Genomic DNA, 26,508 nt, shown 5'->3' on the forward strand with positions numbered 1-26,508 from the left:
ATGAAAAAAATTGTAATTCTCTTGGTTCTTTTGTTTTCTTTTGTAGAGGCGGATGCTCAGGAAAAAAGGATTGCTGTTTTGCCTTTTAAAAACCTGATGCAGAAACAGGATCTTAACTGGCTGTCTGAAGCGATTCCCGAAACAATTACAGCAAAATTAGGCAGCATCAGGGGAGTATCGCTTATTGAGCGGTCTCAATTGGATGCGGCTTTCAAGGAAATGGGATTGCAGAAAGCAGGGGTAGTGGATGAGAAAACTGCTGTTAAGGCAGGTAAAATAGCTGGCGTTGATATAGTTGTCATAGGAGCATTTCAGGTTGTGGGAGACGAGGTTCGCATCACTGCCCGTTTTGTAGAGGTGCAGACAGGAAAAGTACTAAGCACTGCTGATGAAAGGAAGTCATTTCGCGAAATGTATGCACTGCAGGATGCAGTAGCCTTTTCACTCGCAGAGTCTCTGCAAAAAGCGCTTAAGATTGTTGCTACCGGCGCAGAGTCGGAAGATGTTAAAAAGGAGAAACCTGCGGTCGCAAGTTTGCCGCCCGGCAAAGCCTCTGATTATTATTCAAAAGGCTATGATTACAAGTGGAACAAGAAAGACACGGATAAGGCAATAGAATATTATCTTAAGGCTATAAGCATTGACCCGAACCACGAAAATGCTTTGTTTGAATTGGGTTATGTTTATAACGAGAAGGGAGAGTATCGCAAGGCCATTGATTACTACAGCAAAGTTGTGGCTTTAAATCCCAGCGCAAAGGACGCTCTTAACAACATCGGGCTGGCATATTCACGGCTGAATGACCATCAGAATGCAGAGAAGTGGTATGAAAAGTCGCTTGATATTGATCCAAACTATACCCTGGCCCTCAACGGCATGGGACTTGTCATGTGGAAGGCTAAAAAATATAAAGAGGCAGAGGTGTGGTATAAAAAAGCCATTCAGAGCGACCCGAAATATCACATGGCTTACTACAATATGGGAATACTCTACGAAGATATGAAGCAGTATGCAGAAAGCAAGGATTATTACAGAAAGACCATAGAGATCAATCCCGGCTATGTAAATGCAATGATTAATCTCGGCATTATTCTTGAGACTAAAGACAAGAATTTTTCAGATGCGGAGTACTGGTATAAAAAAGCGAGCGAAGCGAGTCCCGACAACTATCTGGTTTATTACAATATGGGATTTCTTTACAGCAATAAAGAGTTCGGCAAGTACGATATAGATCAGGCTATAGGTTATTATCAGAAAGTTACCACAGTAAAACCTGACCACGACCTTTCGTATTTCTATATAGGAAACCTTTACTATGATAAGAAAGAGTATCCCAAGGCGATAACTGCCTATGAAAAGGCAATTCAGCTTTACGGGAAGGATCCTGCTTATCATAATAATCTTGGGCTGGTATATGAAGCCCAGAAGGAATATGCGAAGGCTGAGGGGTATTACAGGGAATCAATCAAAGTTGACCCTTCATACGGAATAGCGTGGGAAAGCCTTGGCTATGCCTTGTATTACCAGGTCAAAGACAATGAAGCCAAAGAAGCATGGAAAAAGGCGGTTTCTCTTGGAAGGATAGGGGCAAAAGACGCCCTTAAAAAATATTACAATATCACGGATGTCCCTGAGAGCGCTGCCCCTCTTCCAACGAACCTGAGCGCTTCCGAATACTACTCAAAGGGCTACGATTACAAGTGGAACAAGAAAGACACGGATAAGGCAATAGAATATTATCTGAAGGCTGTAAGCATTGACCCGAACCACACAAATGCCCTGTTTGAGCTTGGCTATGTTTATAATGAAAAAGGAGAATACAGCAAAGCCATTGAATATTACAACAGGGTTCTGGCGATAGATCCCCGGGCAAAAGACGCCCTTAATAACATCGGACTGTCATACGAAAACCAAAAAGATTACGTGAAGGCTGAAAGTTATTACCGGAAATCGATAGCAGTTGACCCCTCATACGGCCTTGCGTGGGAAAGCCTTGGCTATGCATTGTATTTCCAGCAGAAAGACAACGAAGCCAAAGATGCATGGAAAAAGGCTTCTTCCCTTGGAAGAACCGGGGCAAAAGACGCGCTTAAAAAATATTTCAATATTACTGATTGAAGACTGCTTCATGCCGTCATTGCGAGGGACGAAGTCCCGAAGTAATCTCAAAGGAAAGATTGCCGCGCTTCGCTCGCAATGACAAGAAGGACACCCTGTAGCAAGACAACAGGGAATTATCAGGCAAAACTGAACGGAGAATTTGCGCATGCTTTCTGAAAGGGCAAAAAATATAAAACCATCACCGACACTTGCGATTGATGCAAAGGCAAAGGCAATGAAGGCAGCGGGGGCTGACGTCATTAATTTCGGGGTAGGCGAGCCTGATTTTGACACTCCTGAAAATATTAAAGAGGCGGCCATAAAGGCGATAAGGGATGGCTTTACAAAATACACGCCTGTCGGAGGGATTGACCCTCTTAAAGACGCAATCATAGAAAAGTTCAGGAAAGACAACGGCCTTGAATACTCACGCGAAGATGTGATTGTCTCATGCGGCGCAAAGCACAGCCTCTACAATATTGCGCAGGCGCTTTACGGGAATGGCGATGAGGTTATAATCCCCGCTCCTTACTGGGTTTCCTATCCCGATCAGGTGATTTTAAATGACGCCGCGCCTGTTTTTGTTAAGACATACGAGAAAGATAAATTTGTACTTAAAGCAGACGCCCTTAAATCTCATATAACAAAAAAGACAAAGGCAATAATACTTAATTCTCCTTCAAATCCTACAGGGCTTACCTATGACAGAAAGACACTTGAGGACATAGCATCCATTGCACTGGAGCATAACCTCTATGTGATTTCCGATGAGATATATGAGAAGCTTATCTATGACGGATTTGTGCATACAAGCATCGCATCGCTCGGAAACGAGATAAAGAACAGAACCCTTGTTGTGAACGGGCTTTCAAAGGCATATGCGATGACAGGATGGAGGATTGGTTATACAGCAGGGCCTAAAGATATAATTAAGGCGATGACAAATATACAGAGCCAGTCAACGTCAAACCCCACATCAATTGCGCAGAAGGCGGCTGTTGAGGCATTAACGGGTCCGCAGGATTTTATAAAGACAATGCTTGTGGAATTTGATAAGAGAAGAAAATATCTTGTGTCTGAACTTAATGCAATCCCGGGCATAAGCTGTCTTACTCCTACAGGCGCTTTTTACGCATTTCCTAACACATCAAAATTGTACGGCAGACAGGCTGACGGGAAAAAAATCTCTTCGTCATCCGGCCTTGCGCTCCATCTGCTTGAAAAGGCGAATGTTGCGCTTGTGCCGGGCGATGCATTCGGCGATGACAATCACATAAGGCTTTCTTATGCGACTTCTATGGAGAATCTTGAGAAAGGCGTAAAGAGAATAAGAGAGGCTGTAAGCGGATTAAAATAAATACTTTATCCTGCCTCTGCATAATATAAAAGTTTCAATTCCTGTTGAACAATCCCGCGTGATAATGTTATCTTAAAACAACTTTTTGACGTAAGGACGTAAGGTTTAATAATTATGCTTGTCCGTATGACAGTTGAAGGTTTGTTGTTTGACCCGCGAAGCAGTATGTATATCCTGCTTCTGAAGGACGCTGAAGGTACAGCCACCCTGCCTATATGGATTGGAAAACCGGAGGCAGATTCCATTGCGCTTGCGCTCGGAAAGATTGTAACGCCAAGGCCTTTGACCCACGACCTGATTAAGAATATGGCGCATAATCTTAAGATGAAAATAACAAGGGTTGCAGTTACCGAGATACTTGACAATACATTTTATGCCCTCATCTATCTCAATGACGGCAAGGACGAGATATCAATAGATTCAAGGCCCAGCGATGCAATCGCAGTTGCCCTGAGAGTTAACGCGCCCATCTTTGTTGAAGAAAGCATCATTGAAAAGAGAACCAAGGATGAGCTGGATGAATGGCTTAAAAATCTGAAGCCAGAGGATTTTGGGAATGTGATGTGAGAGAAAAGTTAAGAGTTATAAGTTATAAGTTAAGAGTTTCGGATTTTAATTTTCAACTTTTAACTTTCAACTTCTATGTTACGCAGAACTGAAGGCATTGTCTTAAAAACCATCCCTTTCGGAGAAGCAGACCTCATAGTAACATTTTTAACTTATGATTTCGGCCTTATAAAGGCATTCGCCAAAAGCCCGCGAAAGATAAAGAGCAGGTTCGGAAGCAGCCTTGAACCTCTTACATACTCAAAGATATCATTCTGGGGAAAGGAAGATGCTAATCTCCCCCGCCTGACGCAGTCAGATATAATCCTGCCGTTTAAATCCATGAGAGAGAGGCTGGATTGTTTTTTGAAAGCCTCAGAGATAATCGAGCTTACCGTCAATATGCTTCCGGAGCATGAAGCAAATAAAAAAATATTCACGCTTCTTCTGGATATACTGAAGACAATGGAAAAAGACTGCGCTGCGCTGCACACAGTAATCATGTATAAGGTGAAGTTCCTTGACCTTGCGGGTTATGCCCCGAGGCTTGACGGCTGCGCAAGATGCGGAAAATCAGGATTCAGTTTTTATGTCTCGCACGGTTCCATCCTCTGTGAGAATTGCGCTACAGGTGTGGATTCGCATGTGAAGCTCTCACAGGGGTCTATAAGGCTTTATGAGAGCCTGAGAAAGTGGGACAATTCACTGGCAGGAAGGATAAAACCGTCAGGGAATCTCTTTGCAGAACTTTCGGGAATGATAAACGACCACATAAGACACACCCTCTCAAAGCCGCTGAAATCAGAGGCCTTCTATAATCTCACAAAATAATATCAAAAAGAGTATTTTTAATCCTATGAAGGCAGATGAAATATTTGCTTTTTTACATGAAAGTTATTAATATTTCACAAGTTTCTGAGGAGGTGGTTTTGGCGAAGAAGGCTCCAAAGAAGAATAATAATGTCGTAGACTTGACTCTGCGAGATGTAGCGGCAGCACTTCCCTCTGTATTTTTCAAATCATGCAAAGAAAAACGCATCGCCGTCAAAGTCATCGACCACGGGGGGAATGAGGTGATGGTGGTGAGGGAGATATTTTGAAATGGATGACAAAACCAGAATAGAAAATGTTTTAAAGAAAATATCAAGATTTGATTTCTATATAAATTCCACAAACACTAAGAGTTCTATTATCATAGCTTGGAATGGTACTGTCATTGGGACAATATTTCTAAAATATCATCAGGTTACCAGTTTATATGTTATTCATTTGTGGTCTTGCTATCTTTCAAACGTCTTGCTTGTGTTAATAGGAATAGCGAGTATATTTTCCATAGCTTATGTCTTTGATGTTATTTATCCCTTCTTAAAAGAAAAAGATAACATCAAGAAAGATGAAGATAATGGTAATGGCTCTGAATCGCTTTTTTTCTTCGGTTCTATAGCAAAACTATCCTGCAAAAAATACATTGAAAAAGAAAAAAAGACAGAGGAAAAAGATGTATTGGAAGATGTTTTAGAGCAATCTCATATATTGGCAAAAGGACTATTTGACAAAATGAATAACTTAAGATTAAGCATCAATGCTATTAAGTTTCAGCTTTTCTTAATTTGTCTTCTAATAATCCTAAAAGGAGTAATTTTCTACTAACAAATGAACAATAGAAAACCATTCTCACTAAAATGGGTGCCAGGTTTTTACAAGACCATTACCAATAGATTAAAAATGCAAAAAGTCTTATTACGCGTTCGGATAAGAAATATTACAGATGGTCTTACTATGCCTGAGATTACAAATGTACCTATTGGAAGTGGGAAACGAATGGAGGCTGCGATTTTATTTTTTGACCTTAAAGACTTTACATCAATTACATCTAAGCTCAAAAATGAACAGGTTCTTTATATGCTCAATACCATAATTCCACAGATGATGCACGTCGTAAAACGCTGGAGAGGTGAGATTGAAAAAAACACTGGCGATGGAATTATGGCAATTATTGGCACCGAAACGAGAGACAGCTTTTTAATTGCAAGAGATGCGATAGAAACAGCTATGGCAATGCGATATATAATGTTGAATGCTATTCAAGCCAACTTCATTGAGAAAGGTATTCCTTTTCTTAATTTTCGGATCGGCATAGATATGGGTGAAGTGTTAATTTCAAGGATAGGCATTGACGGTACTAATCACCTTGTTGTTATCGGTGATGCAGCTAATCGAGCTTCTAAACTACAGGGATTTGCGTCATCAAATGGTATTGTGCTTGGAGAAAATATGTACAGCAATCTTCATTCCTTGCTTCAAGGATATTGCAATGAAGAAAAACACGAAGACTGGAAATGGTCATACACTCAGCCAGAAAAGCCTTATAGGTTTTTCTCGTTCAATCTGGATTTTGCGGAGCCTTCTGAGTGGGTCAAAATAATAGCCCGATTGAAATACTTATAGGAAAAAACAGAATATGTCCCTTGCTGTTGATGAACCTATCCTGAAATCTCGGCTCGGATATTGGTAAGATATAGACAGAGAATTTGAAGGAGGCGAAGGCGGAAAATGAAAAAACAATCCAAAAGAACAACTGTGCTGACGCGTGAGCAAGTAATTTCAATCCTGAAAAAAGAACTGCCCTATCTGAAAGACAAATACGGCGTTGAAAGAATTGTCCTGTACGGCTCGTTCGCAAAAGACAGTCAGAAGAAAAAGAGCGATATAGATATCCTTGTAGACCTCCATAAAACTCTGGGATTGGAGTTCGTTGCACTCGCCGACACGCTTGAAGAAAAATTGGGGAGAAAAGTTGACGTTGCAACGTTTGAGCATTTCAAGAGGAGTTTTCATAATCCAAGGTATAGACATATTGCAGAAGATATTAAAAAGAGCATGATTTATGTCTAAGAAACGAAGAGACAAGGATTTTCTCGGAGATATTAATGAGGCGATAAATCTGATCAGTCTCTACACGAAAGGGCTGACCTATCGGAAGTTTCTTGAGGACAGGAAGGCGCAGGATGCTGTAGTTCGCAATCTTGAGGTAATTGGAGAGGCATCGAAAAACATAGCAGCAGCGTTCAAGGCTAAATATCCTGATGTCCCATGGAAGAAGGTCGCCGGATTAAGGGATAAACTCATTCATTTCTATTTTGGCATCGATTATAAGATTATCTGGAGCATCGTAAAAAAAGAACTCCCAAAGTTGCGTAAGCAGGTAAAAGAGATTTTAAAGCAGGAAGCCGATTAGCCATACCGCTTGCAGTTGATGAACGCTCATAAACGATTATTTGTTTGTATCTGAAGCTGCTAAAAATATTTACATCTCCACCAGCAGCCCCCTGTGTGTGAAAAGCAGATAGGCTTTTGATTTCAGCGAAAGGATTTTGCCTGCCGCTTCCTTGTAGATATCCATCTGAAACCTGTATTTTTCTGAGAGTAAAGGCATATCTTCATCTTTTACTGGAAATGTCTTGTAGTCATAAATTACGGCAGTATTGTTTTCAATGATTATCCTGTCAATTCTTCCCCTGAAAACAGCACTGCCTTTCTGAAGGATAAACGGCAGTTCCGCAAATGAATTTCCACGGGGCAGAATTATATTATTTAGGTGTCCGTTTACTTTCAGCGACTGAAAATCAGTAAGCACAATACCGCTGAGTTTCTGAATATCCTCGTCAGAAAGGAATTCATTTTTCAGCAGTGAGAGAGTTCTTTCATTTAAGCCTTCCGGCGTCAGAATTCCCTTTGAAAGCTCTTCAAACAGCCTGTGAAAAATCCTGCCGAGAATAACCCATTCTTCGCCGTGAGTTATCCGTATGTCCAAGTCCTCTGTAACGTCTCTCCATTTTACATCTGTCGTAAAAGTCAGCGGTTCTGTGAATACATGCTCCTGTGCAGTAAATCTTGGAGCATGAAGATCAGCACGAGAGGGAAGGGAAGCAGAATAAAGTTTCTCTATCTCCGCCTCGGTAAGTATTTCAAAGAAATCAGTTTTGCTGTTTATTTTTCTATTCTTTAGTACGTCAAAATTTTCTGTGAGATACGCAAGCCTTCCTGCAGGAGATTTCTCTTTGTTCAGAACTCCGAGCATGCACAGAAAATCCCTGGCCCTTGTAACAGCCACGTAAAAAAGGCGTTTCCCTTCCTCAAGTTCTTTTTCCTTTCTTCGTGCGAACCCTGCGATATTTTTCCTCTTTGCAGAATCTTCTTCATAAGCAATTGAGATACTGCTGCCTTCCTCGTCAATGACAATTGAACTGCTCCTCGGGGTATCCGGCTCGTCAAGAGACGGGAGGAATACCATAGGGAACTGAAGCCCTTTTGCGGCATGTATTGTCATTATTTTTACTGCGTTCATGCCCTCGGTGTTTATATTTGCCTTTGGCTCATCCCCATCCCTTGCCTTGATGAGTTTCTCCCGTATCTCAAGCACTGAAAACCCTGCTGATTCGTAGGACTCAATGAGCTTTATAAATTTCTTTATGTTAGCCTGCCTCTGTTTTTCCCTGTAGTGTTTCCAGCCTTCTGTCTCTGTGAGCGCCTCTTCAAGTATTATTGCAAGCGGCGTGCTTCTTGATTTCTCTATCCAGCTATGAAGCATCCTGAATATCCCTGAGAATTCCAGTTCAGCCTGAAGTTTATTTATGAGAGGCTGGTTGTTTTCTCTACGAGTCGGTAGGCCAGCAATCAGATTTAAGAGGGTTTCATAATCAATTTCGAACAGCGGGCTTCTCAGCACGCAGAAAAGGCTGTAGTCATCATGAGGGTCAATAATTAAAGAAAGGAGTTCCCGCAGCAAAGCAACCTCCGGTTCGTCATAGAACCCGATGCCTTTCACCACAATAAAAGGTATATGCTCTTTTCTCAGTGCGCTCTCAAATAATGTGAGGTGAGTCCTCTTTCTTAAAAGCACTGCCATGTCTCCGAAGGCGCAGGGCCTTTTCTTGTCTCCGTCGGATATTTCATATATGCCTGCAAGGGATTTGATTCTTTTTGCCAAGGCAGACGCTTCTTTTGTGCGGCTTTTCTTGGTGTTGTCTCCTGCTTCTGCAAGCGCAAGCTCGACCCTTCCTTCTCCTTTCCTTGTTGCCTCAAAATGCGCGTATCTGGTCTGCCATGTCTCATGAAGGGCAGGAGGCATGAGTTTCTCAAAGAGGGCGTTTGCAAAGTTTATGATTGCAGGCAGGCTCCTGAAATTTTCTTTTGCTTCTTCAAAGTGATATTCATTGCCGAGCCATTCGGAAAGCCTGCTTTTTGCTTCTTCAAACACGCCTGCGTTTGCTCCCCTGAAGAGATAGATTGACTGCTTATCGTCTCCGACAAGGAATATCGTAGGAGTTTTCCCTCTGCTTCTCTTTGATCCAAGGCCCGAGCGCCATTCTTCTGTGAGTTTGTCTATAATCTGCCACTGGATTGAATTTGTATCCTGAAACTCATCAACGAGTATATGGTCTGTATGCTCGTCAAACGAATAGAGGATGTTTTGCCATTCAGGGTGGCTGGCAAGCGCCTCGTATGTCATGATCTCAAGGTCGTCAAAATCAAGGAGATGGCGTTCAAGTTTTTTGTTTTTATATTGTTCAAGGCATTGTGAGTAGAGTTTAAGAATTCTTTTTTCTTCTGAAAATCCCCCCTCGCCCCCCTTTGACAAAGGGGGGATGGGGGGATTTTTCTCATTTTCTGTGGACCTCAGCAGCAGTTCCGACACGGGTCTTTTTGCATACAGCGTATTGAGGATTGAAAATACCTTATCCCAGCCCTTAATCCCCCTGTCTTTCATCATGTCAAAGAACAGCGCAGGCTTGTCTTTTTCTTCCATCACGCATTCATAAACGGCCTCTGACCAGAGGAGCGACGCCTCAAACTCATCCATGACATCAAGCGAAGGGTCTACTCCGAGTTCTATCGAAAAACGCTTTAGCAGTTTAAGGCAGAATGCGTGGATTGTTGATATTCTCATCAGCGGCATCTTTTCTTTAATCATGAGGAACAGGCCGGGATTTTCCCTTTCAAGGATGTTAAAGATTCTTTCCTTCATCTCCGCCGCTGCCTTTTCCGTGAAGGTGATGCAGAGGATTTTTTCTATCTCAGAGCCGTCAAGGAGAAGGCTTATATACCGCCTTGCCAGCTTTTCTGTTTTGCCGGAGCCTGCAGGCGAGGAGATGATTACGCTTTTTTGGGTGTCAAGATAGCTGTTCATGTTTGTCCTCAGAATAACACAGGGAGATTTTTGCTTGCAATGCCATTCATGTAAAAAGGATTTGCACACTTCGGGTTTTGGTGGTATTCTCAGGTAAGGAGGATGAATGAAACAGGGCTGGAGAAATTCTGAAAGATATAACTGTCGGAGGCTTTTTTGATTCCCATTATTCTCTTTCTCCTGTCAATTGGGCTGCAGTTGGCAGCGGCTGTGTCGGCCCTTCTGCTAATACGGATAACAGGCAGAAAGCTTGCGTGGATTTTCCTTTCTCTGGCTATGGCGCTTATGACATCACGCCGTATTCTATCCTTTGTTTCTTTTCTAATTGAGGGCCGGACAATAACTTTCGACCTGCCTGAAGTCATTGCCCTGATAATTTCTGCGCTCATGCTTGCAGGAGTCCTTCGCATCAGAACTTATTTTCATTCTATACGGACGGCGGAGAAAGCGCTGAGAGAAAGTGAAGAACGCTATAGAATCCTCTACGATAATGTCCCTACCATGAACTTTACTCTGGATACCTCCGGGAATGTGGTCTCACTCAACCAGTTTGCAGTAGGAGAGTTGGGGTATCAGCCTGAGGAGTTGATAGGCCGGCCGGTGCTTGACATCTTCTATGACGAGGACAAGCCCGCGCTTCTGAAACAGTTCGGAGAGGTTCTGCAAAATCCCGGCAGAGCTTATGGATGGGAATTTCGCAAGGTTCATAAAGAGGGTCGTATTGTCTGGGTAAGAGAAATCGCCTGCACCGCAAAGGATCAGAAAGGCGATATAGTTGTACTTGTTGCATGTCAGGACATCACCGAACGCAGGAAACTCGAAGAACAACTCCGCCATATGCAGAAGATGGATGCAATAGGACAGTTTGCCGGAGGCATTGCGCATGACTTCAACAATATCCTTACAGCGATAGTTGGCTACGGACATATCGCACTGATGAAGATGGCAGCAGACGACCCGCAGCGTTTGAACATAGAGCATATGCTTAAAGCGGCGGACAGGGCGGCTCACCTTACGCAGAACCTTCTCGTTTTAAGCAGAAAGCAGATAATGGATAGGAAGCCTGTGGACCTGAACGGGATAATAAGGATGGTTGAAAAGCTTTTATTGAGGATTATAGGAGAGGATATAAAGGTTGAAACGATATTGCATGAAGGGGCCATAGATGTCTTTGCCGATTCCGGGCAGATAGAGCAGGTATTAATGAACCTTGCCACAAATGCCAGGGATGCCATGCTCCGAGCAGCTCGGAGGACCTTTACCATTGCAACAGAAGTAATAGAACTTGACAATGAATTCATAAAGATTCACGGGTACGGCAACCCCGGCGCATACGCACTTATAACAGTAACGGATACAGGCACAGGCATGGATGAGGCGACAAGAGAAAGAATATTTGAGCCGTTCTTTACGACAAAGGAGGTCGGGAAAGGCACAGGGCTGGGGCTTTCAATAGTGTATGGTATAATCAAACAGCACGACGGTTATATTAATTGCTATAGTGAAATAGGCAAGGGCACGGCATTAAAGATATATCTTCCTGTGTTTAAAACAGCAGCAGTTAAGGAAGTAAAGCCGGCAGAAACTGTTGGTATTCCTTTATCACGCGGAACAGAGACAATTTTGCTTGCAGAGGATGAAGCATCAGTCAGAAGACTCATCAGGGATGTGCTTAAAGAGTCAGGATATAAAGTCATAGAGGCGGTTGACGGAGAGGAAGCGGTGAGTAAATTTATGGAAAACAAAGATGCGATTGATCTTCTCCTGCTTGATGTTGTAATGCCTAAGATGAGCGGCAGAGAAGCATACGAGATAATCAAAAAGGTAAAGCCTGATATAAAACTGCTTATGACAAGCGGTTATTCAGCAGATTTCATCAGCAAAAAGGGAATAATTGAAGAGGGGTTGAACTTTTTAGCAAAGCCCATGTCTCCGGCAAATCTTCTGAAGAAGGTAAGAGAGGCGCTGGATAAATGAGGAATAAAGATAGTTACAGGGTTATTGCTCAGGCATGTGCAGTGTCAACAGCAGGCATCGGATTCATTGCGATAATCGGCTGGCTTACAAATCTATGGCTGCTTCACAGTATCAGGCCTGATTATATTCCCATGGCGCCCAGCACTGCATTGGCATTTATCATTATGGGCAGTTCATTATTTGCATCCGCACGCTGGGGCGCGCATCATCTTGCAATCCTGTTCTCAAAAGTAGCCGCTGTTGTTATTGCTGTTTTTGCGCTGCTGATGCTTATCCAGTTTTCCCTCGGCACAGATTTCGGAATTGAAAAACTGCTTGCCGGTGAATCAGGGACCTTGCGCGGTTTTCCCACAGGCCGTATGTCACCTGTCACAGCTTCGGCCTTTCTTTTATCAGGATGGTCCCAGTTGTTTCTGCTTTGTATTCCTCAAGCGCCGAAATCCGGACGGTATCTTGTCGTTGTAATGGCAACCGGGGTTTTGATAATAGGGCTTGCAATCTTGACCAGTTATTTGTTTGAAGCGCCTTTGCTTTATGGAGGAGCCGTAATACCGGTAGCCATGCCGACGGCTATTGCATTTGTGCTGTTGGGTTCGGGGCTGTTTGCCGCTGCAATGCCATATTTGTCCTTGTCTGTCTCAGGGGCTGATGTCTTGATTCGCACCATGCCAATATTCCACGGCCGCTATTTACCTTCGGCAGTTGTGGGCCTAACAGGGGTTCTAACATCCATTACCACATATGGCATTATCCACAAAAACAGGTCCTTTGAAAGCGCCCTGTTTGTTTTATCTGCGGGTCTGCTGTTTACAGCGCTGTTGACATTATATCTGCTAACGACGGAAAGATACGCGATAGCGTTGAAAGAATCCCTGGCCGAGCGTGATAAACTCATCTCTGAACTTCAGGATGCCCTTGCCAGAATAAAAACATTAAGAGGTTTTGTCCCCATTTGTTCTTATTGCAAGAAAATCAGAAATGATAAAAACTACTGGGAACATCTTGAAGCATATATAAGCGACCGTTCAGAGGCGGAATTCACCCACAGCATATGCCCTGAATGCGCAGAAAAGGCAATGGCGGAATTTTCGCAAATGAAAAAAGATAAAGAGAAAACAGAAGAAGCATAGAAAATTGTTACAAAAGGGGGACGGAATAGATGAAGGCTGTAGAGATAAAAAATGGCATATACTGGGTTGGGGCAATAGACTGGGCTGTAAGGGATTTTCACGGGTATGTAACGCCTCGCGGCACAACCTATAATAATTACCTGATAATGGATGATGAAATAACGCTTCTGGATACAGTTAAATATGATTTTGCAGATATCACAATTAAAAACATAAAATCAGTTGTCGAGCCTTCCAGGATAAAGAACATAATTATCAACCATATTGAAAATGACCATGCCACAAGCATTGACAGGATTATGGATTTTACGCCTGATGCAACAATCTGTATTACGGAAAAAGGCAGAAAGGGACTTGAAAGGTTTTTTGATTTGTCAAAATGGAATGTAAAGGTTGTAAAAACCGGGGACACATTAAATATAGGAAAAAGGACCTTGCTATTTTTGGAAACCCCGATGCTCCACTGGCCTGATTCTATGATGACTTATATTAAGGAAGACAGGGTGCTTGTCAGCCAGGACGCATTCGGTCAGCATATCGCATCAACAGCGAGGTTTGATGACGAATATGTGACCTGCGAGTCCATATCAGAGCTTGAAGATGCGGTCATTGATTATTATGCAAATATCCTTATGCCGTTCGGACAACTTATAAAAAATAAGATTGCAGAGGTACAGAAACTTGGATTGGAGATTGATATGGTCGCTCCTGATCACGGAATAATCTGGAGGGCAAATCCTCAGAAAGTTTTGCAGATGTATCTCGATATGGCAGGCGGCAAGGCAAACGAGAGCGTTGCAATCATATATGACACCATGTGGCACAGCACAGAGCATATGGCGCTGCCCCTAATGCAGGGCCTAAAGGATGAAGAGGTTGAGTGCAAGGTTATAAAGCTAAGGTCAACACCAATGAGCGTTGCAATCAAGGAGTTCTGGAAATCGAGAGGGTGCCTTATCGGAACGCCTACATTAAATAATCTCATGTTCCCGTCTGTTGCTGAGTTCTTAACGCATCTGAGAGGGCTGAGACCAAAAAACAGGATCATCGGAGCATTCGGAAGTTATGGCTGGGGCGGAGGGGCAGTAAAAGAGGTTTATGAGGAATTTAAAAAAATGGGACTTGAGGCAGTTGAACCGGGCCTGCAGGTTGTTTATAAGCCGTCAAGCGAAGATGAGAGCAGGTGTTATGAATTCGGAAGAGATTTTGCAAGGAAGATAAAAGAATATCATAAAAAATTTGAGTAATCTAATACAAACGCATTAAATGCCGTTACATTGTCATTGCGAGCGACCAGCGGGAGCGTGGCAATCTTAAGTATAATTTGCAAGATTGCTTCGTTGCTTCACTCCTCGCAATGACACTTTACTTAAGGCGTTTGTATTAATAATGGAGGAGGAAATATGTCAGTCTGGAAATGTACGGTATGCGGTTACGAATATGATGAGGCAGTAGAGGGGACTCCTTTTGAACAGCTCCCGGATGACTGGAAATGTCCTGTGTGCAATGCGCCCAAGGACGCCTTTGAAAAAATAAGATAAATAAGGAGTATGTGCAGGCAATTTTTGAAAAGCGAAATAATAAAACTTTTATCAGATAAAAAATATGGCGCTCTGATGAAACTGCCGCTTAGCAATGGCAGGCTTCTGAGCACACTTATCTCGCTCACCTATGACAGAAAAAGCATTATCAGTTGCCGCGCCATAGAGGCTTTCGGCATTGTATCAAAAGAGATAGCAAAGACAAAACCGGAAATTGTGAGGAACGCTGCCGGACGCCTGCTCTGGATGATACGGGACGAGTCAGGAGGAATCGGCTGGAGTTCTCCTGAGATGCTCGGTGAGATTGTAAGGAACAACCCCGAGTTGTTTTCAGATGTTGCGCCTGTGATAATGTCTTTCCTGGATGAAGAGATGCTGGCATCAGGAGTGCTGATTGCAGCCGGAAGGATAGGGGAGGTTAATGCTGAACTTATTGCTCACGCAATTCCGCTTATCCTTTCTTATCTTCAAAATCCCGAACCGCTGCTCAGAGGCCTTGCAGCATGGGCGCTCGGCAGGATGAGGGCCTCTCAGACTGAACCGGAACTGGAAAAACTTAAAAACGATGACAGGCTCATTGCAATTTATGAAGATGGAGAGCTGAAAGAAAAAACCATCGGGCAGATTGCACAGGAAGCGATACTTTCTATCTCAGAGTAAGCCCCTCGTCTGCATATTTAACAATAGGCGAAAGGAAAAATTCTATTATCCTTCTTTTGTTAGTTTTCACCTCAACCGATACAGCCATTCCCGGCGAGACATGTATCTTTTTGCCGTCAACGGCAATGTATAATTTTTCCATCTCAACTTTTATTTTATATACCGGGCCCAGCTTTTCATCCTCAAAGGCATCGGGGCTTATGGATACAACCCTTCCCTTGATAGTCCCGTATTTCTGGAACGGGAAAGTATCAAGTTTGATTTCTGCTTCCTGATTTGTTTTTAAAAACCCGATGTCTTTGTTTAAGGCCATTGCTTCTATTACAAGGGGCGTTCCATCGGGAACAACAGTGACAATCGGCTGGGCAGGCGTTACCACTCCGCCGATGGTGTATGACGCCAGTCCGTGAACCGTCCCGCTTACCGGAGAGCAGAGCTTTTCAAGCTCGTATCTCTTTTTCGCCTTGACTGTCTCTCCTTCAATCGCAATGATATTCTTTTCCTTTTCTACAATATCGGTCAGCAGCGCCTTTTCGCGCTCTTTCTTCAATGTCTCAAGATTCTTTTTTGCCTCTTCAAGGCTGTCTATCGCCTGCTTTACGATCTTTTTCTGCGCTTCAAATTCATTCACGGTCGTATGGAATTCCTTCTGTTTTTCCAGCAATTCCATCCTTGCGATAAAATCCTTCTCATAAAGTTTCCTGTATGCGGCCTCCTGCTCTATTAATATTGCGGATGTCTTCTCCAGTTTGTTCAGGATTGCCTCTGACGCCTGTAAAGCGCTCTCTTTTTGCGCAATGACAAGACGCAATGCCTCTTCTCTTGTCTTATATTCCGATTCCCTTGCATCTTTGAGCTGTTTCTGTAATGGCGAAAGGCTAATGGCTAAAGGCGCACGGTTTCCGGTCTTTTGCTTTTCCCCTTTTACCTTTTGCCTTTCGCCCTTTGCCGGTTCTTGCCCTTCTCCATTTAGCTCCTGAATAAGTCTCTCTCTGTCAGTTTGATATATTGACAATGCCTTTGCACTGCTTTCCATATCCGCTTGCTTGATTGTGGGGTCCAGCTCTATCAGCAATTGCCCCTCTTTCACCATCTGCCCCTCCTGCACATGGATAGCCTTTATCACTCCTATTTCCATAGGCTGTATGACTTTAACTCTTCCGTCAGGGATGACCTTCCCGCGTGCAACTGCAACCTCATCAACTTTTCCGAAATAGGACCAGACAAAAGCCGCGATGGTAAGCGTAAAAATTAACCATATCAAGGCCCTTCTGACAGGAGATGGAGGTGTTGTCTCTATCTCAAGCGCAGGAGGCAGAAATTCACATTCAAGATTGTCATTTTTAAAATGATTTTTTAGCCGTTTAAGCATCTGATAACCACCTTCAATTGTCTCACATTGTTAGTTGTCATTGCGTTCATCTTCTTCTGTCATTGCGAACGATTTTTTGTCATTGCGAGTCCCGATTTGTCGGGGCGAAGCAATCTCTCATTCCAACTACGAGATTGCTTCGTCGCTGCACTCCTCGCAATGACAGAAGAAGGGGTCTCACTCCTCGCAATGACAAATTAAAGAGTCCCGTTAGTTTCTGTCATTGCAATTTTTTGTCATCACTGCATCCCTTTTTTTCCCATCATTGCGTCACCCTTCTTTTGTCATTGCGAGCAAAGCGAAGCAATCTTCATTTGTCGCCCAGGGCAGGCTCCGGTGAAGCAATCTGACACGAAGTGTCATTCTGAGGCGAAGCCGAAGAATCTCAATGGGATGAGACCCTTCGCTACTGCTCAGGGTGACTGCTTTGCAGTCAGATTGCCGCGGGCTTCGCCCTCGCAATGACAGGCAGAGGACCACCAATTCCCCCTCTTCACCCGCCAGAGGCGGGCAAGCCCATTCACCGATTCACCCTTGTCTTTTTTCCCTTTAACCCTTCCTCTTTTCCCTATCATCTATAGCCTCTCGCCTTTAGCCTATTGCCCGCCTTTATTCCCCCATCGCCTGCTTACTGTATAAATAATGATATAATCCCTGCCTGCCAAGCAATTCCTCATGGCTTCCTGATTCAATCAGCTCGCCTTTGTCAATAACCATTATCTTATTGGCATGTCTTAATGTTGAAAGCCTGTGAGCTATTATTATCACAGTCCTTCCCTGACACATCTTCTTCATATTGTTCTGTATTATACTCTCGGATTCGTAATCAAGCGCGGAGGTTGCTTCATCAAATATCAAAAGCCTCGGATTCGTAAGGAGCGCCCTGGCTATCGCTATCCTCTGCCTCTGTCCTCCCGACAATGATGTGCCTCTTTCTCCAACCATAGTGTCATATCCTTCAGGGAGTTCAAGAATAAAATCATGCGCGCCTGCCAGATTAGCAACCTTAACCACATCTGACATATTCGCAGAGGGATAATGTATCGCTATATTGTCTCTCACGCTGCCGTTGAAAAGGAAATTCTCCTGAAGCACAACTCCTATCTGACGCCTGAGCCACGCAGGGTCTGCAAGCGATATGTCAATTCCGTCTATGAGAATCTTGCCTGATTCAGGGATATAAAGCCTCTGCATAAGTTTTGCGAGTGTGCTTTTCCCTGAGCCGCTTCTGCCGACAATGCCTATGGTCATGCCCGGCTCTATATTAAATGTAATATTCCTCAATATCTCGGAGCCGTCAACCCTGTATCTGAATCTCACGCCCTCAAGCCTCACATCTCCTTTGATGGCCGGAAGCCTGGCCTTTGAAGTATCCATTGCAGGCTCAGGTTTTGTATTGAATATATCGCCGAGCCTCTTTATGGAAATTCCTGTCTGCTGAAATTCCTGCCACATCTGAACAAGCCTGAGCACCGGGTCGCTCACCCTTGCTGAAAGCATCTGGAACGCAATCAACTGCCCCACTGTCAAATTCCCCTCTATCACAAGATGCGCTCCGACCCATAAAATCACCAGATAAGACGACCTGTTGATCAACTGTCCTATTGCGCCGGCAATTCCTGATAACTGATATGTCTTAAAACTGGCTCTGATATAGCTTGAAAGAAGCCCTTCCCACTTTTTCTGGGCGGCAGGCTCCAGCGCAAAGGACTTCACTGTCTGAACTCCTGAAACGGCCTCAACGAGATAGGACTGGGCGTCCGCCCCTCTGTTGAACCTTTCATCAAGCCTGTGCCTGAGCATCGGCGTTACAATCGCAGAGAGTCCTGCAAATAACGGCAGCGCTGCCAGAGCAACCAAAGTTAATGTTGTGCTGTAAAAGAACATGACTGCTATGAACACAACCATGAACATCACATCAAGCACAGACGTCAACGGCGCTCCTGTAAGGAAATGCCTTATATTCTCAAGCTCTCTTACTCTCGCAACAGTATCGCCAACCCTTCTCACCTCAAAATATCTTAAGGGCAGGGCCAGGAGATGTTTGAACAGCCTTGTGCTGAGAGTAACATCTATCTTGCTTGTGGTATGTGTAAAAACATAGGTCCTCAGTATGTTTAACAAAGCCTCAAACAGGGCTATGGCTATAAGTCCGATTGCAAGCACATCAAGAGTAGTCAAGCCCCTGTGCACAAGGACTTTATCAATGATTACCTGTGTGAATATGGGCGTGACAAGCCCGAATATCTGAAGTACGAGGGATGCTATCAACACCTCTGAGAGCGGTTTCCTGTATTTCCATATTGAAGGGATAAACCATTTGAGCCCGAAGAACTCCTCGGATTTCAGAAAAGCAAATCCACGATGAGATAGAAGAATAATTTTGCCCTTTGCATTGGCTAAAGGCGAAGGGCTAAAGGCTAAAGGTTTTTCCCTTTCGCCTTTTTCTGTTTCCCTTTTGCCATTCGCCATTTGCCCTTCGCCTGCCCAAAGGGCTACAAACTCATCTTTCTTCAAAATCCTTGGCTTATTCTCAGCCGGATGAAGTATCAGTAATTGCTCATTCTCTATCTTGGCAAGGATAACATATTGTTTTTCGCTGGTAGCTGATGGCTGATTGCTGACAGCTGAATGCATTTCCACTATCATCGGCAATGGCAGCTTCTGAAGCCTTTCAAATTCCACATCTGCCGCCTTTGCTTTAAAACCCAGTTCCTTTGCAGCCCTTAGAATATCGGTTTCATTCATGCCGTCATTTCCAATGGCAAAAACATGCTTAATCTGTTCGGCATCTGCCGCAACTCCGTGAAACTTCGCAATCATCACAAGGCAAGCCAAACCCGTATCAAGCTTGGGCTGGCTGTCCTTTGTTTGAGAATTTGTGTTTATGTTTTCTGTCATAGCAATTAAGCCTTCAGCTTCCAGCTATCAGCTTTCTGTCATTGCGAGCCCTTTCCCTCTTGTCATTGCGAGCCCTTTCCCTCTTGTCATTGCGAGCGGAGCGAAGCAATCTCTCATTCCAACTACGAGATTGCTTCGTCGCTGCACTCCTCGCAATGACAGAAGAAGGGGTCTCACTCCTCGCAATGACAAATCCTTATTTACAGATTCACACATTAACCTATTCACCATTCACCGTTAAATACTCTTTGAGTGTTATTATCCTTATACCCTTATACTCCTGCAGTTTCAGCATCTCTTTATCGCCTGTCACAATAATATCGGCATCCCCGCTCAAGGCACATTCAAGGATGCGGTTATCAGGGACATCCCTCAGAATATTTATTTTTTCAGTCGGATAGACCATCTCGGAAAGGTCGGCAAGATTTACGGCAACACGAGCCAATTCCTCTTTTTCACGGCTGAACTTTGCGGATAGAACCGACAGAATTTCGTTTATGATTTCACGCGAGATTATTAATGTGTCTGAGCCTTCAAGTATCTTAAGAACTGCGGCCTCTGCCTGACTGCCCTGTATTATAAGGGCCGAGATAAATATATTTGTGTCAAATACAACCCTCACCTTTTAATATATCTCTGGAGATCCTTTTCGTTAAGAATCCCCTTTTCCTTTGCCTTTTTGCTCCAGTAGTTCTGCATCTGAACGAATTCGGTTTTCAGCCTGGTCTTCTTAACAAGTCTCAGCGCATCCTGAACGACCGCGCTCAGTGTCTTGCCCTCCTCAGATGCCATGTTCTCGGCGTCTCTTGCAAGTTCGGGAGGAAGCGATATTGTTTTCCTCAGCAAGGTTTTTCCCATTTCCCGTTTGCCTTTCGCCATTAGCCCTTTGCCTATCTTCATTTCCTTTCACCCCTTCACCTTTAAGCTGCCTTCTCCCAATACTGCGCCAGCACCGCCTGCGTCTCCTGCGGTTTCTGCTGGATTGCCTCTGTCCAGCTCATGCCGTTGTCTGCAGAGAACGATGCCATTGCCTGTATAAGCAGTTCGACCCTCCTGTCATCGAGGTGTCTTCCGTCCGCGGTCCTGAATTCATCTATCAGATATTCTTTCTCGTCTTTCCCTTTAGTCTTTTGCCCTTTGCCATTCGCCTTTTGCCATTCGTCTTTCCAACCCCAGTCTTCTATTGTAATTTTGTCTGTGCCTCCATTGATCATGACTTCAAGGCCGCTGCCGGAGCGGGAGAATATCAGGTCGAGAGGATTTACGTCGAATTTTACTATGTCGTTGTCATTGCCCCAATCGCATTCATCCCTGTCCCTATCGCCTATTGCCCCTTGCCCATCGCCTGCCTTTATTGTGTCGTGTATTGTGTCGTGCCCGTCTCCACTATTGAAGAGGATGGTGTCCTTGCCTTTGCCTGCGTAGATGGTGTCGTTACCCCTGCCTCCTATCAGTGTGTCTTTGCCTTTTCCGCCGTATAGGATGTCGTTTCCATTTCCGCCGTCAAGCAGATCATTCCCCTTATCTCCATAAATAATGTCGTTGCCCTGTTCGCCATACAATTTGTCATCGCCTTTTTCTCCGTATATGGTGTCGTTGCTTAGTCCTGCATAGACGATGTCGCCGCTTTTGCCTGCGTAGATTGTGTCGTCATGCCGTCCTGTGCGGATGACATCGCTTTTCTTTGTGCCGTAGGTGGTTTTCTGTTCTATGACAAGATCATCCGCATTAAAGGCGCTTCCATTGGCGAAGTTTATTGTTTCAACTGGAATGGTTCCATCAGGATTGAGGGTGATGTCTATGCCTTCTGATGTTTCGCTGCCTTCTGTATCAAGCAATCTAAGATGCGCTACTCCTTGCTCTATGCGGATGATTGTGTGGTCAAAGTCAATGCCTGTTCCCATTGTAATTGTATCTGTGCCTGATGTGTCGCTGAGAGCGTCTAACCCGTCACCGATATTATATGTATAGGCATCATCTCCACTGTCTCCGTTGAGGATGTCATTGCCAAGACCGCCTGTGATTATATCATTGCCTTCTCCTGCGTTAATTGTGTCGTCTCCGCTTCCTGCATCAATCACATCATCCCCATCACCGGATAAAATAATATCGTTACCTTCAAAAGCAGTTATTCTGTCAACAACGTTGGTGCCGGTAATGGTGTCATTGCCTGCGGTTCCGGCGAGGTCAAAACCTCTGTCTATCAACTGGCTGTAGGTAAGGGTTGTTCCGTCAGCGAATGTAAATGTCTCCACCGCGTGCGTTCCATAAGCATCGTTAGGGTCAAAGTTCTCGATATGAATTTCATCACCGTCATTTCCAACCTTGATAGCCAGAGAGCCGAGACTCAGGCTCAATGAATCCGGGGTAATGCCTTCGCCGAATAGCAGGGTGTTGCCTTCATCTGCCGATGCAGTATCGGTTATCGTGTCAACGCCGTCTCCTGCATTGAAGATGTAGGTGTCGTCGCCTGCGCCTCCGTTTAAGGTGTCATCGCCTTTTCCGCCGGTGATGGTGTCATTGCCGCCGTTCGTATTGACGATGTCGTTGCCGCTTTTTGCATTAATCACATCGTCCTTTGCGCCGGTATTGATCACATCATCCCCTTCTGTGCCGGGGTCAAGCAGGTCTGCAAGCGCAATCTGTGCGCCGTCGGCGAATTGCACTGTGCGGACATTCGGATTGTTCCGGTCAAAATTGAGCAGTTGAATCCTATCGCCTATAGCCCCTTGCCCATTGCCTATGTCAATTGTCAGCGCATCGCCGTCCTGCGTCATGGTAAGGTCATCTCTCGTGATGCCATCGCCGAACATGATGAGGTTGCCTTCCGTATCAGTGGCCGTGTCCTCAATGGTGTCAACCCCGTCGCCGATGTTGAAATAATAGGTGTCATCGCCCGCGCCGCCGGAAAGGGTGTCATTGCCTTCTTCCCCGGCAAGCTCATCGTTCCCTTTACCGCCTGTAATGACGTCATCGCCTGAATAACCTGCAATAATGTCATCGCCCTCGTCCCCTGCAATAACATCATTGCCCTCATCGCCGTATATCTCATCATTTCCGGAGCCTCCACTTATATTATCATCCCCATATCCTCCATAAAGAACATCATCTGAACTATACCCGATGATGGTGTCATCGCCTTCTGTGGCTTGCAGCATAAACTGTTTGATTGCATCAACATCCCAGATCGTGCCGTCGGCAAATTGAATGCGCTCTACCTGATATTCGCTTGAGTCATTAAGAAACCAGTTTGAAACTGTCAGCTTATCATCTGTCCCTGTAATTAAAGGGTAAGATTATCTCCGCTTCGCTGGAGACTAACATCTGAGGGCTGAATGCCGCTGTCAAGAAGTATAGTGTCAGTGTTGTCTGAAGTTGTGTCTGAGTCTATGACTGTGTCCTGTCCGCTGCCCTTGCCAAAGATATAGGTGTCATCGCCTGTCCCTCCGGAAAGCGTATCATTGCCTTCGCCGCCATCAAGCGTATCATTGCCTGCCTGTCCATATAAAGTGTCATCGCCCCTGAATCCATCCATATAATCATCTGTTGAATTGCCGGTTAAAGTGTCATCGCCTTCTGTGCCCCATTGTTCATCAATGACACCGCCTGCGCGGGCTATTATTTGCCCAAGCGTTAATTGCTGCCCATCGGCAAATACAAAATGTTTTACGGAAAGATCGGCTAAGTCCGTGCTTGCGGGATGGTCGCCGCTACTCGTCGTAATATGAATCCCCTCACCATTACCTATGCCTATGTCAAGGAAACACCCGGTCTCGCCCTCCTCTATCCCTATCTGGATACTTAGGTCATCAGGGGTGATGCCTTCTCCGAAAACTACGGTATCTCCATTTACAGACGACCGTCCTAATGCGTTATTTACATAATCAAAGCCGCTGCCTCTGTTTACAATATAGGTATTCTTGCCCTCAGCGCCAAAATCATGGATGGTATCATCGTCTGAACCACCGTCTATGATATTGACGCCTGCTCCGCCGTAGATGGTATCATAACCGGAACCGCCAAAGATAATGTCATCGCCGGAACCACCACTTATGCTGTCATTTCCAGCGCCGCCGTCAATATAGTTATTACCTGCTTCATCGCCCTCAATAATGTCATCTCCTTCTCCGCCGTACAACTCGTTATTTCCACTTCCACCCAGAATTGTGTCATTCCCCGCGCCGCCGTCTATATAGTCATTGCCGTCATCGCCAAAAAGGTAATCATTACCTGAACCTCCTTCAAGCCTGTCGTCACCAGAGTCTCCCCATGTATTGCCGTCACGGCCATAAAGATAATCATCACCAGCTCCGCCTGAGAGGATGTCGTCTCCGGTGCCTCCAAAAAGCCAATCATTGCCGCCCTCTCCGTAAAGGGTGTCGTTTCCCTCTCCGCCGAAAACAGTGTCGTCGTTCCGGCCGGTGATAATGGTGTCGTTGTCGTTGGTGCCGTAGATCGTCTGCGCCGTTATGAGAAGCTCTTCGGGGGTGAATGTTGTGCCGTCTGCAAAGGAGACGGTTTCAACCGGGATAGTACCATCAGGATTAAGGGTTATGTCCATGCCCGCATTGGTTTCATTTCCTTCATCATCCAAAAGACGCAGGTGGGCTGTCCCTGCATCAGTTCGGATGACGGTGTTGTCAAAGTTGATGCCGGAGCCCATGTCTATGGTATCGGAACCGCCGCTGTCGTTTACGGCGTCAAGGCCGTCGCCACTGTTGTAAATGTAGGTGTCATCTCCTGCTCTGCCGTTCAGGGTATCGTTTCCCTCAAGTCCGCTGATTCTGTCGGCGCCATTGGTGCCGCTGAGGGAGTCATTGCCTGCGGTGCCGGTTATATCAAAGCCTTTGTCTATCAATTGGCTGTAGGAAAGGGTTGTTCCGTCCGCGAATGTAAAGCTCTCCACAGCGTGAGAGCCGTAGGCGTCATCATGATTGAAGTTTTCAAACCGCAGCGCATCGCCGTTTGAGCCGATGGTAACAATGAGGGTATTCCCTTCATAGCTCAATTTCAGGTCATCGGCGGTAATGCCCGCGCCAAACACGACACTGTTGCCTTCCCCTGCCGCTGCCGTATCAGTGATAGTGTCAACCCCGTCGCCTATGTTGAAATAATAGGTGTCATCCCCGTCGCCGCCGTTCAGGGTGTCGTTGCCCTTTCCACCTGTAATGGTATCGTTGCCTCCAAGTCCTTTCAGACTGTCGTTGTTTGAACTACCTGTCACAGCGTCATCGCCATCTGTGCCCTGCACAATCATTGGCGTCAGAGTGTTCCCGTCCCACACGGTTCCGTCGCCGAACTGGATATTTTCTATTTTGTTTGTGTCGCCTATCCACCAGTCGTTTATCTGAAGTATGTCGCCACTGTCGTTGATAAGGAAATACATGTCATTGCCCAGACGCACGGTGGTGATGTCCTCAGGGTTTACATCGTCGGCGAATTGGATGGCGTCTGTGCCGCTGCTGTCTATGATGATGTCCTGACCGTTCCCTCTGCCGAAGATGTAGGTATCGTTACCCGCGCCGCCATAGATGGTGTCTGATGTGTTGTCTCCTTGTCCGCTGTCTATGGTGTCGTCGCCTTCATCGCCGCTAATCTGATCGCTGCCGTCTCCGCCGAATATCTCGTCATCGCCAGCGCTGCCAAAGATTGTGTCATTGCCTGCCTCGCCGTCAATATAGTCATCGCCTTCATCTCCCTGAAGATAGTCATTACCTTCTCCTCCAAAGAGGTTGTCCGAGCCTCCCTGTCCCCAGATTTTGTCGTCTCCCCCTCCGCCGTCTATGTAATCATTTCCGTGTTCGCTGAGAGCTATCCCCTCATCATCACCTGCAAGAAGGTCATTGCCGTCTCCTCCGAATATGTCGTCATCCCCTGCATAACCGAGGATTGTGTCATCTCCGTCTTCCCCATTTATATAGTCATTGCCTTCATCGCCGTAAATTTTGTCATTGCCTGTGCCTCCGAATAAGTCGTCATCACCGGCGTAACCATAGAGCGTGTCGTCGCCCGCGCCGCCGTCTATGTAGTCGTCGCCCTGATTGCTTACGGCTGTATTGCTTGCATCACCGTAGAGTTTGTCATTTCCTTCTCCGCCGAATATTGCATCGCTGCCTTCGCCTCCTTCGACGATGTCATTCCCGGCTCCTGCATAAACCTCATCATCTCCGCCTCCGGCAATTACAACGTCATTTCCTGTGCCTGCGTAGATTGTGTCGTCGCCGCTGCCCTCATTCACATCAAGATATACATTGCTGTATGTAAGGCTTTGTCCATTATATTCAATAGCCCATTTGTCAGGGGCTACTCCGTAGTATCCGGGCATGTTATTAATAGCTTTAACAGGATAGTATGTGCTTATGCCGTCTCTCTCCAAGGAAGAAACAAGGAGGTAATAGCCATAGTCGTCTAATTCATCCCAATTGCCTTCTAAGAGTGATGCTGCTATATAAGTTCCGGCCAGGCTTCTGTCTCCAAAGATTACATCGTCACCGCCTCCGGCTACAAGCAAATCATGTCCGTCCCCGCCTAATAGGGCGTCTTTTTTATTTGAGCCGTAAATAAGGTCGTTGCCCGCACCGCCTGATACCAGGTCTCCTTTTTCATTTATGCTCTGTGCTGTTTCTCCTGCTGCTATGATGTCTTCCATCTCTCCTTTGTTTTCTCCGAATATCTGGTCGTCTCCTGTGCCTCCTGCAAGCACGTCTACTCCGCTTCCGCCTTCTATGATGTCA

Annotated in this window: 22 protein-coding genes and 1 pseudogene; 14 read left to right on the forward strand and 9 right to left on the reverse strand. The window is 45.2% G+C overall.

From position 1 onward, the window contains the following. The 9 genes from HY035_11610 (at window position 1) to HY035_11650 (ending at window position 7,241) form a co-directional block, all read left to right on the forward strand. Window positions 1–2,118 (forward strand): tetratricopeptide repeat protein, encoded by a 2,118-nt coding sequence (locus tag HY035_11610; GenBank protein MBI3379029.1) that lies wholly within the window; start codon window positions 1–3, stop codon window positions 2,116–2,118. A 148-nt stretch (window positions 2,119–2,266) separates the two neighbouring features. Then, a complete protein-coding gene (locus tag HY035_11615; protein MBI3379030.1) occupies window positions 2,267–3,457 on the forward strand; it encodes a pyridoxal phosphate-dependent aminotransferase in 1,191 nt (396 codons plus the stop codon). A 114-nt stretch (window positions 3,458–3,571) separates the two neighbouring features. Beyond that, window positions 3,572–4,024: a bifunctional nuclease family protein gene (locus tag HY035_11620; protein ID MBI3379031.1), complete on the forward strand. Its 453-nt coding sequence runs from the start codon at window positions 3,572–3,574 to the stop codon at window positions 4,022–4,024. Between the two features lie 75 nt (window positions 4,025–4,099). Then, window positions 4,100–4,834, forward strand: a complete 735-nt coding sequence (recO, locus tag HY035_11625) for a DNA repair protein RecO (protein MBI3379032.1) — start codon at window positions 4,100–4,102, stop codon at window positions 4,832–4,834. A 98-nt stretch (window positions 4,835–4,932) separates the two neighbouring features. Then, the gene (locus HY035_11630) at window positions 4,933–5,103 is read left to right on the forward strand and encodes a hypothetical protein (GenBank protein MBI3379033.1); all 171 of its coding nucleotides are present in this window, start codon (window positions 4,933–4,935) and stop codon (window positions 5,101–5,103) included. A gap of 1 nt (window position 5,104) precedes the next feature. Continuing rightward, on the forward strand, window positions 5,105–5,653 hold the full coding sequence (locus HY035_11635) for a hypothetical protein (protein MBI3379034.1): 549 nt from the start codon (window positions 5,105–5,107) through the stop codon (window positions 5,651–5,653). A 3-nt stretch (window positions 5,654–5,656) separates the two neighbouring features. Beyond that, on the forward strand, window positions 5,657–6,451 hold the full coding sequence (locus HY035_11640) for an adenylate/guanylate cyclase domain-containing protein (protein MBI3379035.1): 795 nt from the start codon (window positions 5,657–5,659) through the stop codon (window positions 6,449–6,451). A gap of 105 nt (window positions 6,452–6,556) precedes the next feature. Then, window positions 6,557–6,898 (forward strand): nucleotidyltransferase domain-containing protein, encoded by a 342-nt coding sequence (locus HY035_11645; GenBank protein MBI3379036.1) that lies wholly within the window; start codon window positions 6,557–6,559, stop codon window positions 6,896–6,898. Further along, a complete protein-coding gene (locus HY035_11650; protein ID MBI3379037.1) occupies window positions 6,891–7,241 on the forward strand; it encodes a DUF86 domain-containing protein in 351 nt (116 codons plus the stop codon). Before HY035_11645 ends, HY035_11650 begins: the two co-directional genes overlap by 8 nt. Window positions 7,242–7,310: 69 nt before the next feature. On the opposite strand, the gene HY035_11655 is transcribed toward HY035_11650, so the two are convergent. Further along, window positions 7,311–10,193: a UvrD-helicase domain-containing protein gene (locus tag HY035_11655; protein ID MBI3379038.1), complete on the reverse strand. Its 2,883-nt coding sequence runs from the start codon at window positions 10,191–10,193 to the stop codon at window positions 7,311–7,313. Window positions 10,194–10,349: 156 nt separating this feature from the next. Here HY035_11655 and HY035_11660 point away from each other — a divergent pair, with 156 nt between their 5' ends. The 5 genes from HY035_11660 to HY035_11680 all read left to right on the forward strand — a co-directional run bounded on the left by HY035_11660 (window position 10,350) and on the right by HY035_11680 (window position 15,501). Continuing rightward, window positions 10,350–12,170, forward strand: a complete 1,821-nt coding sequence (locus tag HY035_11660; GenBank protein MBI3379039.1) for a PAS domain S-box protein — start codon at window positions 10,350–10,352, stop codon at window positions 12,168–12,170. Further along, window positions 12,167–13,300 carry a hypothetical protein gene (locus HY035_11665; protein ID MBI3379040.1) on the forward strand — a complete coding sequence of 378 codons (1,134 nt, stop codon included), beginning with the start codon at window positions 12,167–12,169 and terminating at the stop codon, window positions 13,298–13,300. The genes HY035_11660 and HY035_11665 overlap by 4 nt, the downstream gene beginning before the upstream one ends. A 29-nt stretch (window positions 13,301–13,329) precedes the next feature. Next, window positions 13,330–14,547 carry an FprA family A-type flavoprotein gene (locus tag HY035_11670; GenBank protein ID MBI3379041.1) on the forward strand — a complete coding sequence of 406 codons (1,218 nt, stop codon included), beginning with the start codon at window positions 13,330–13,332 and terminating at the stop codon, window positions 14,545–14,547. A gap of 156 nt (window positions 14,548–14,703) precedes the next feature. Further along, complete coding sequence (locus tag HY035_11675) at window positions 14,704–14,841, forward strand: rubredoxin (protein MBI3379042.1); 138 nt, start codon at window positions 14,704–14,706, stop codon at window positions 14,839–14,841. 24 nt (window positions 14,842–14,865) lie between these two features. Beyond that, window positions 14,866–15,501 (forward strand): HEAT repeat domain-containing protein, encoded by a 636-nt coding sequence (locus HY035_11680; protein ID MBI3379043.1) that lies wholly within the window; start codon window positions 14,866–14,868, stop codon window positions 15,499–15,501. Here the strand turns inward: HY035_11680 and HY035_11685 are convergent. The 8 genes and pseudogenes from HY035_11685 to HY035_11720 all read right to left on the reverse strand — a co-directional run. Continuing rightward, a complete protein-coding gene (locus HY035_11685; protein MBI3379044.1) occupies window positions 15,488–16,873 on the reverse strand; it encodes an HlyD family type I secretion periplasmic adaptor subunit in 1,386 nt (461 codons plus the stop codon). The genes HY035_11680 and HY035_11685 overlap by 14 nt on opposite strands. A gap of 413 nt (window positions 16,874–17,286) precedes the next feature. Then, window positions 17,287–17,448: a hypothetical protein gene (locus HY035_11690; GenBank protein MBI3379045.1), complete on the reverse strand. Its 162-nt coding sequence runs from the start codon at window positions 17,446–17,448 to the stop codon at window positions 17,287–17,289. 34 nt (window positions 17,449–17,482) lie between these two features. After that, entirely contained in the window at window positions 17,483–19,774 is a 2,292-nt protein-coding gene (locus HY035_11695; protein MBI3379046.1) for a type I secretion system permease/ATPase, read from the reverse strand. 220 nt (window positions 19,775–19,994) lie between these two features. Next, window positions 19,995–20,396: a putative toxin-antitoxin system toxin component, PIN family gene (locus HY035_11700; protein ID MBI3379047.1), complete on the reverse strand. Its 402-nt coding sequence runs from the start codon at window positions 20,394–20,396 to the stop codon at window positions 19,995–19,997. Then, window positions 20,393–20,674: a hypothetical protein gene (locus tag HY035_11705; protein ID MBI3379048.1), complete on the reverse strand. Its 282-nt coding sequence runs from the start codon at window positions 20,672–20,674 to the stop codon at window positions 20,393–20,395. Before HY035_11705 ends, HY035_11700 begins: the two co-directional genes overlap by 4 nt. 20 nt (window positions 20,675–20,694) lie before the next feature. Then, window positions 20,695–22,932 (reverse strand): hypothetical protein, encoded by a 2,238-nt coding sequence (locus HY035_11710; protein MBI3379049.1) that lies wholly within the window; start codon window positions 22,930–22,932, stop codon window positions 20,695–20,697. Window positions 22,933–22,947: 15 nt separating this feature from the next. After that, a pseudogene (locus HY035_11715) lies at window positions 22,948–23,058 on the reverse strand (hypothetical protein). After that, a partial coding sequence (locus HY035_11720) for a hypothetical protein (protein ID MBI3379050.1) occupies window positions 23,058–26,508 on the reverse strand: 3,451 nt, incomplete at its 5' end. The pseudogene HY035_11715 and the gene HY035_11720, both read right to left, overlap by 1 nt.

The sequence above is a fragment of the Nitrospirota bacterium genome (assembly GCA_016195565.1).
In the GTDB taxonomy this organism is placed as follows: domain Bacteria; phylum Nitrospirota; class Thermodesulfovibrionia; order Thermodesulfovibrionales; family UBA1546; genus UBA1546.

Bases quoted from the DNA above. Each gene is read 5' to 3' on its own strand.
- HY035_11610 (MBI3379029.1), top strand. From the start codon at position 1: ATGAAAAAAATTGTAATTCTCTTGGTTCTTTTGTTTTCTTTTGTAGAG.
- HY035_11615 (MBI3379030.1), top strand. From the start codon at position 2,267: ATGCTTTCTGAAAGGGCAAAAAATATAAAACCATCACCGACACTTGCG.
- HY035_11620 (MBI3379031.1), top strand. From the start codon at position 3,572: ATGCTTGTCCGTATGACAGTTGAAGGTTTGTTGTTTGACCCGCGAAGC.
- recO (MBI3379032.1), top strand. From the start codon at position 4,100: ATGTTACGCAGAACTGAAGGCATTGTCTTAAAAACCATCCCTTTCGGA.
- HY035_11635 (MBI3379034.1), top strand. From the start codon at position 5,105: ATGGATGACAAAACCAGAATAGAAAATGTTTTAAAGAAAATATCAAGA.
- HY035_11640 (MBI3379035.1), top strand. From the start codon at position 5,657: ATGAACAATAGAAAACCATTCTCACTAAAATGGGTGCCAGGTTTTTAC.
- HY035_11645 (MBI3379036.1), top strand. From the start codon at position 6,557: ATGAAAAAACAATCCAAAAGAACAACTGTGCTGACGCGTGAGCAAGTA.
- HY035_11650 (MBI3379037.1), top strand. From the start codon at position 6,891: ATGTCTAAGAAACGAAGAGACAAGGATTTTCTCGGAGATATTAATGAG.
- HY035_11655 (MBI3379038.1), bottom strand. From the start codon at position 10,193: ATGAACAGCTATCTTGACACCCAAAAAAGCGTAATCATCTCCTCGCCT.
- HY035_11665 (MBI3379040.1), top strand. From the start codon at position 12,167: ATGAGGAATAAAGATAGTTACAGGGTTATTGCTCAGGCATGTGCAGTG.
- HY035_11670 (MBI3379041.1), top strand. From the start codon at position 13,330: ATGAAGGCTGTAGAGATAAAAAATGGCATATACTGGGTTGGGGCAATA.
- HY035_11675 (MBI3379042.1), top strand. From the start codon at position 14,704: ATGTCAGTCTGGAAATGTACGGTATGCGGTTACGAATATGATGAGGCA.
- HY035_11685 (MBI3379044.1), bottom strand. From the start codon at position 16,873: ATGCTTAAACGGCTAAAAAATCATTTTAAAAATGACAATCTTGAATGT.
- HY035_11690 (MBI3379045.1), bottom strand. From the start codon at position 17,448: ATGATAGGGAAAAGAGGAAGGGTTAAAGGGAAAAAAGACAAGGGTGAA.
- HY035_11695 (MBI3379046.1), bottom strand. From the start codon at position 19,774: ATGACAGAAAACATAAACACAAATTCTCAAACAAAGGACAGCCAGCCC.
- HY035_11705 (MBI3379048.1), bottom strand. From the start codon at position 20,674: ATGAAGATAGGCAAAGGGCTAATGGCGAAAGGCAAACGGGAAATGGGA.
- HY035_11710 (MBI3379049.1), bottom strand. From the start codon at position 22,932: ATGCTGCAAGCCACAGAAGGCGATGACACCATCATCGGGTATAGTTCA.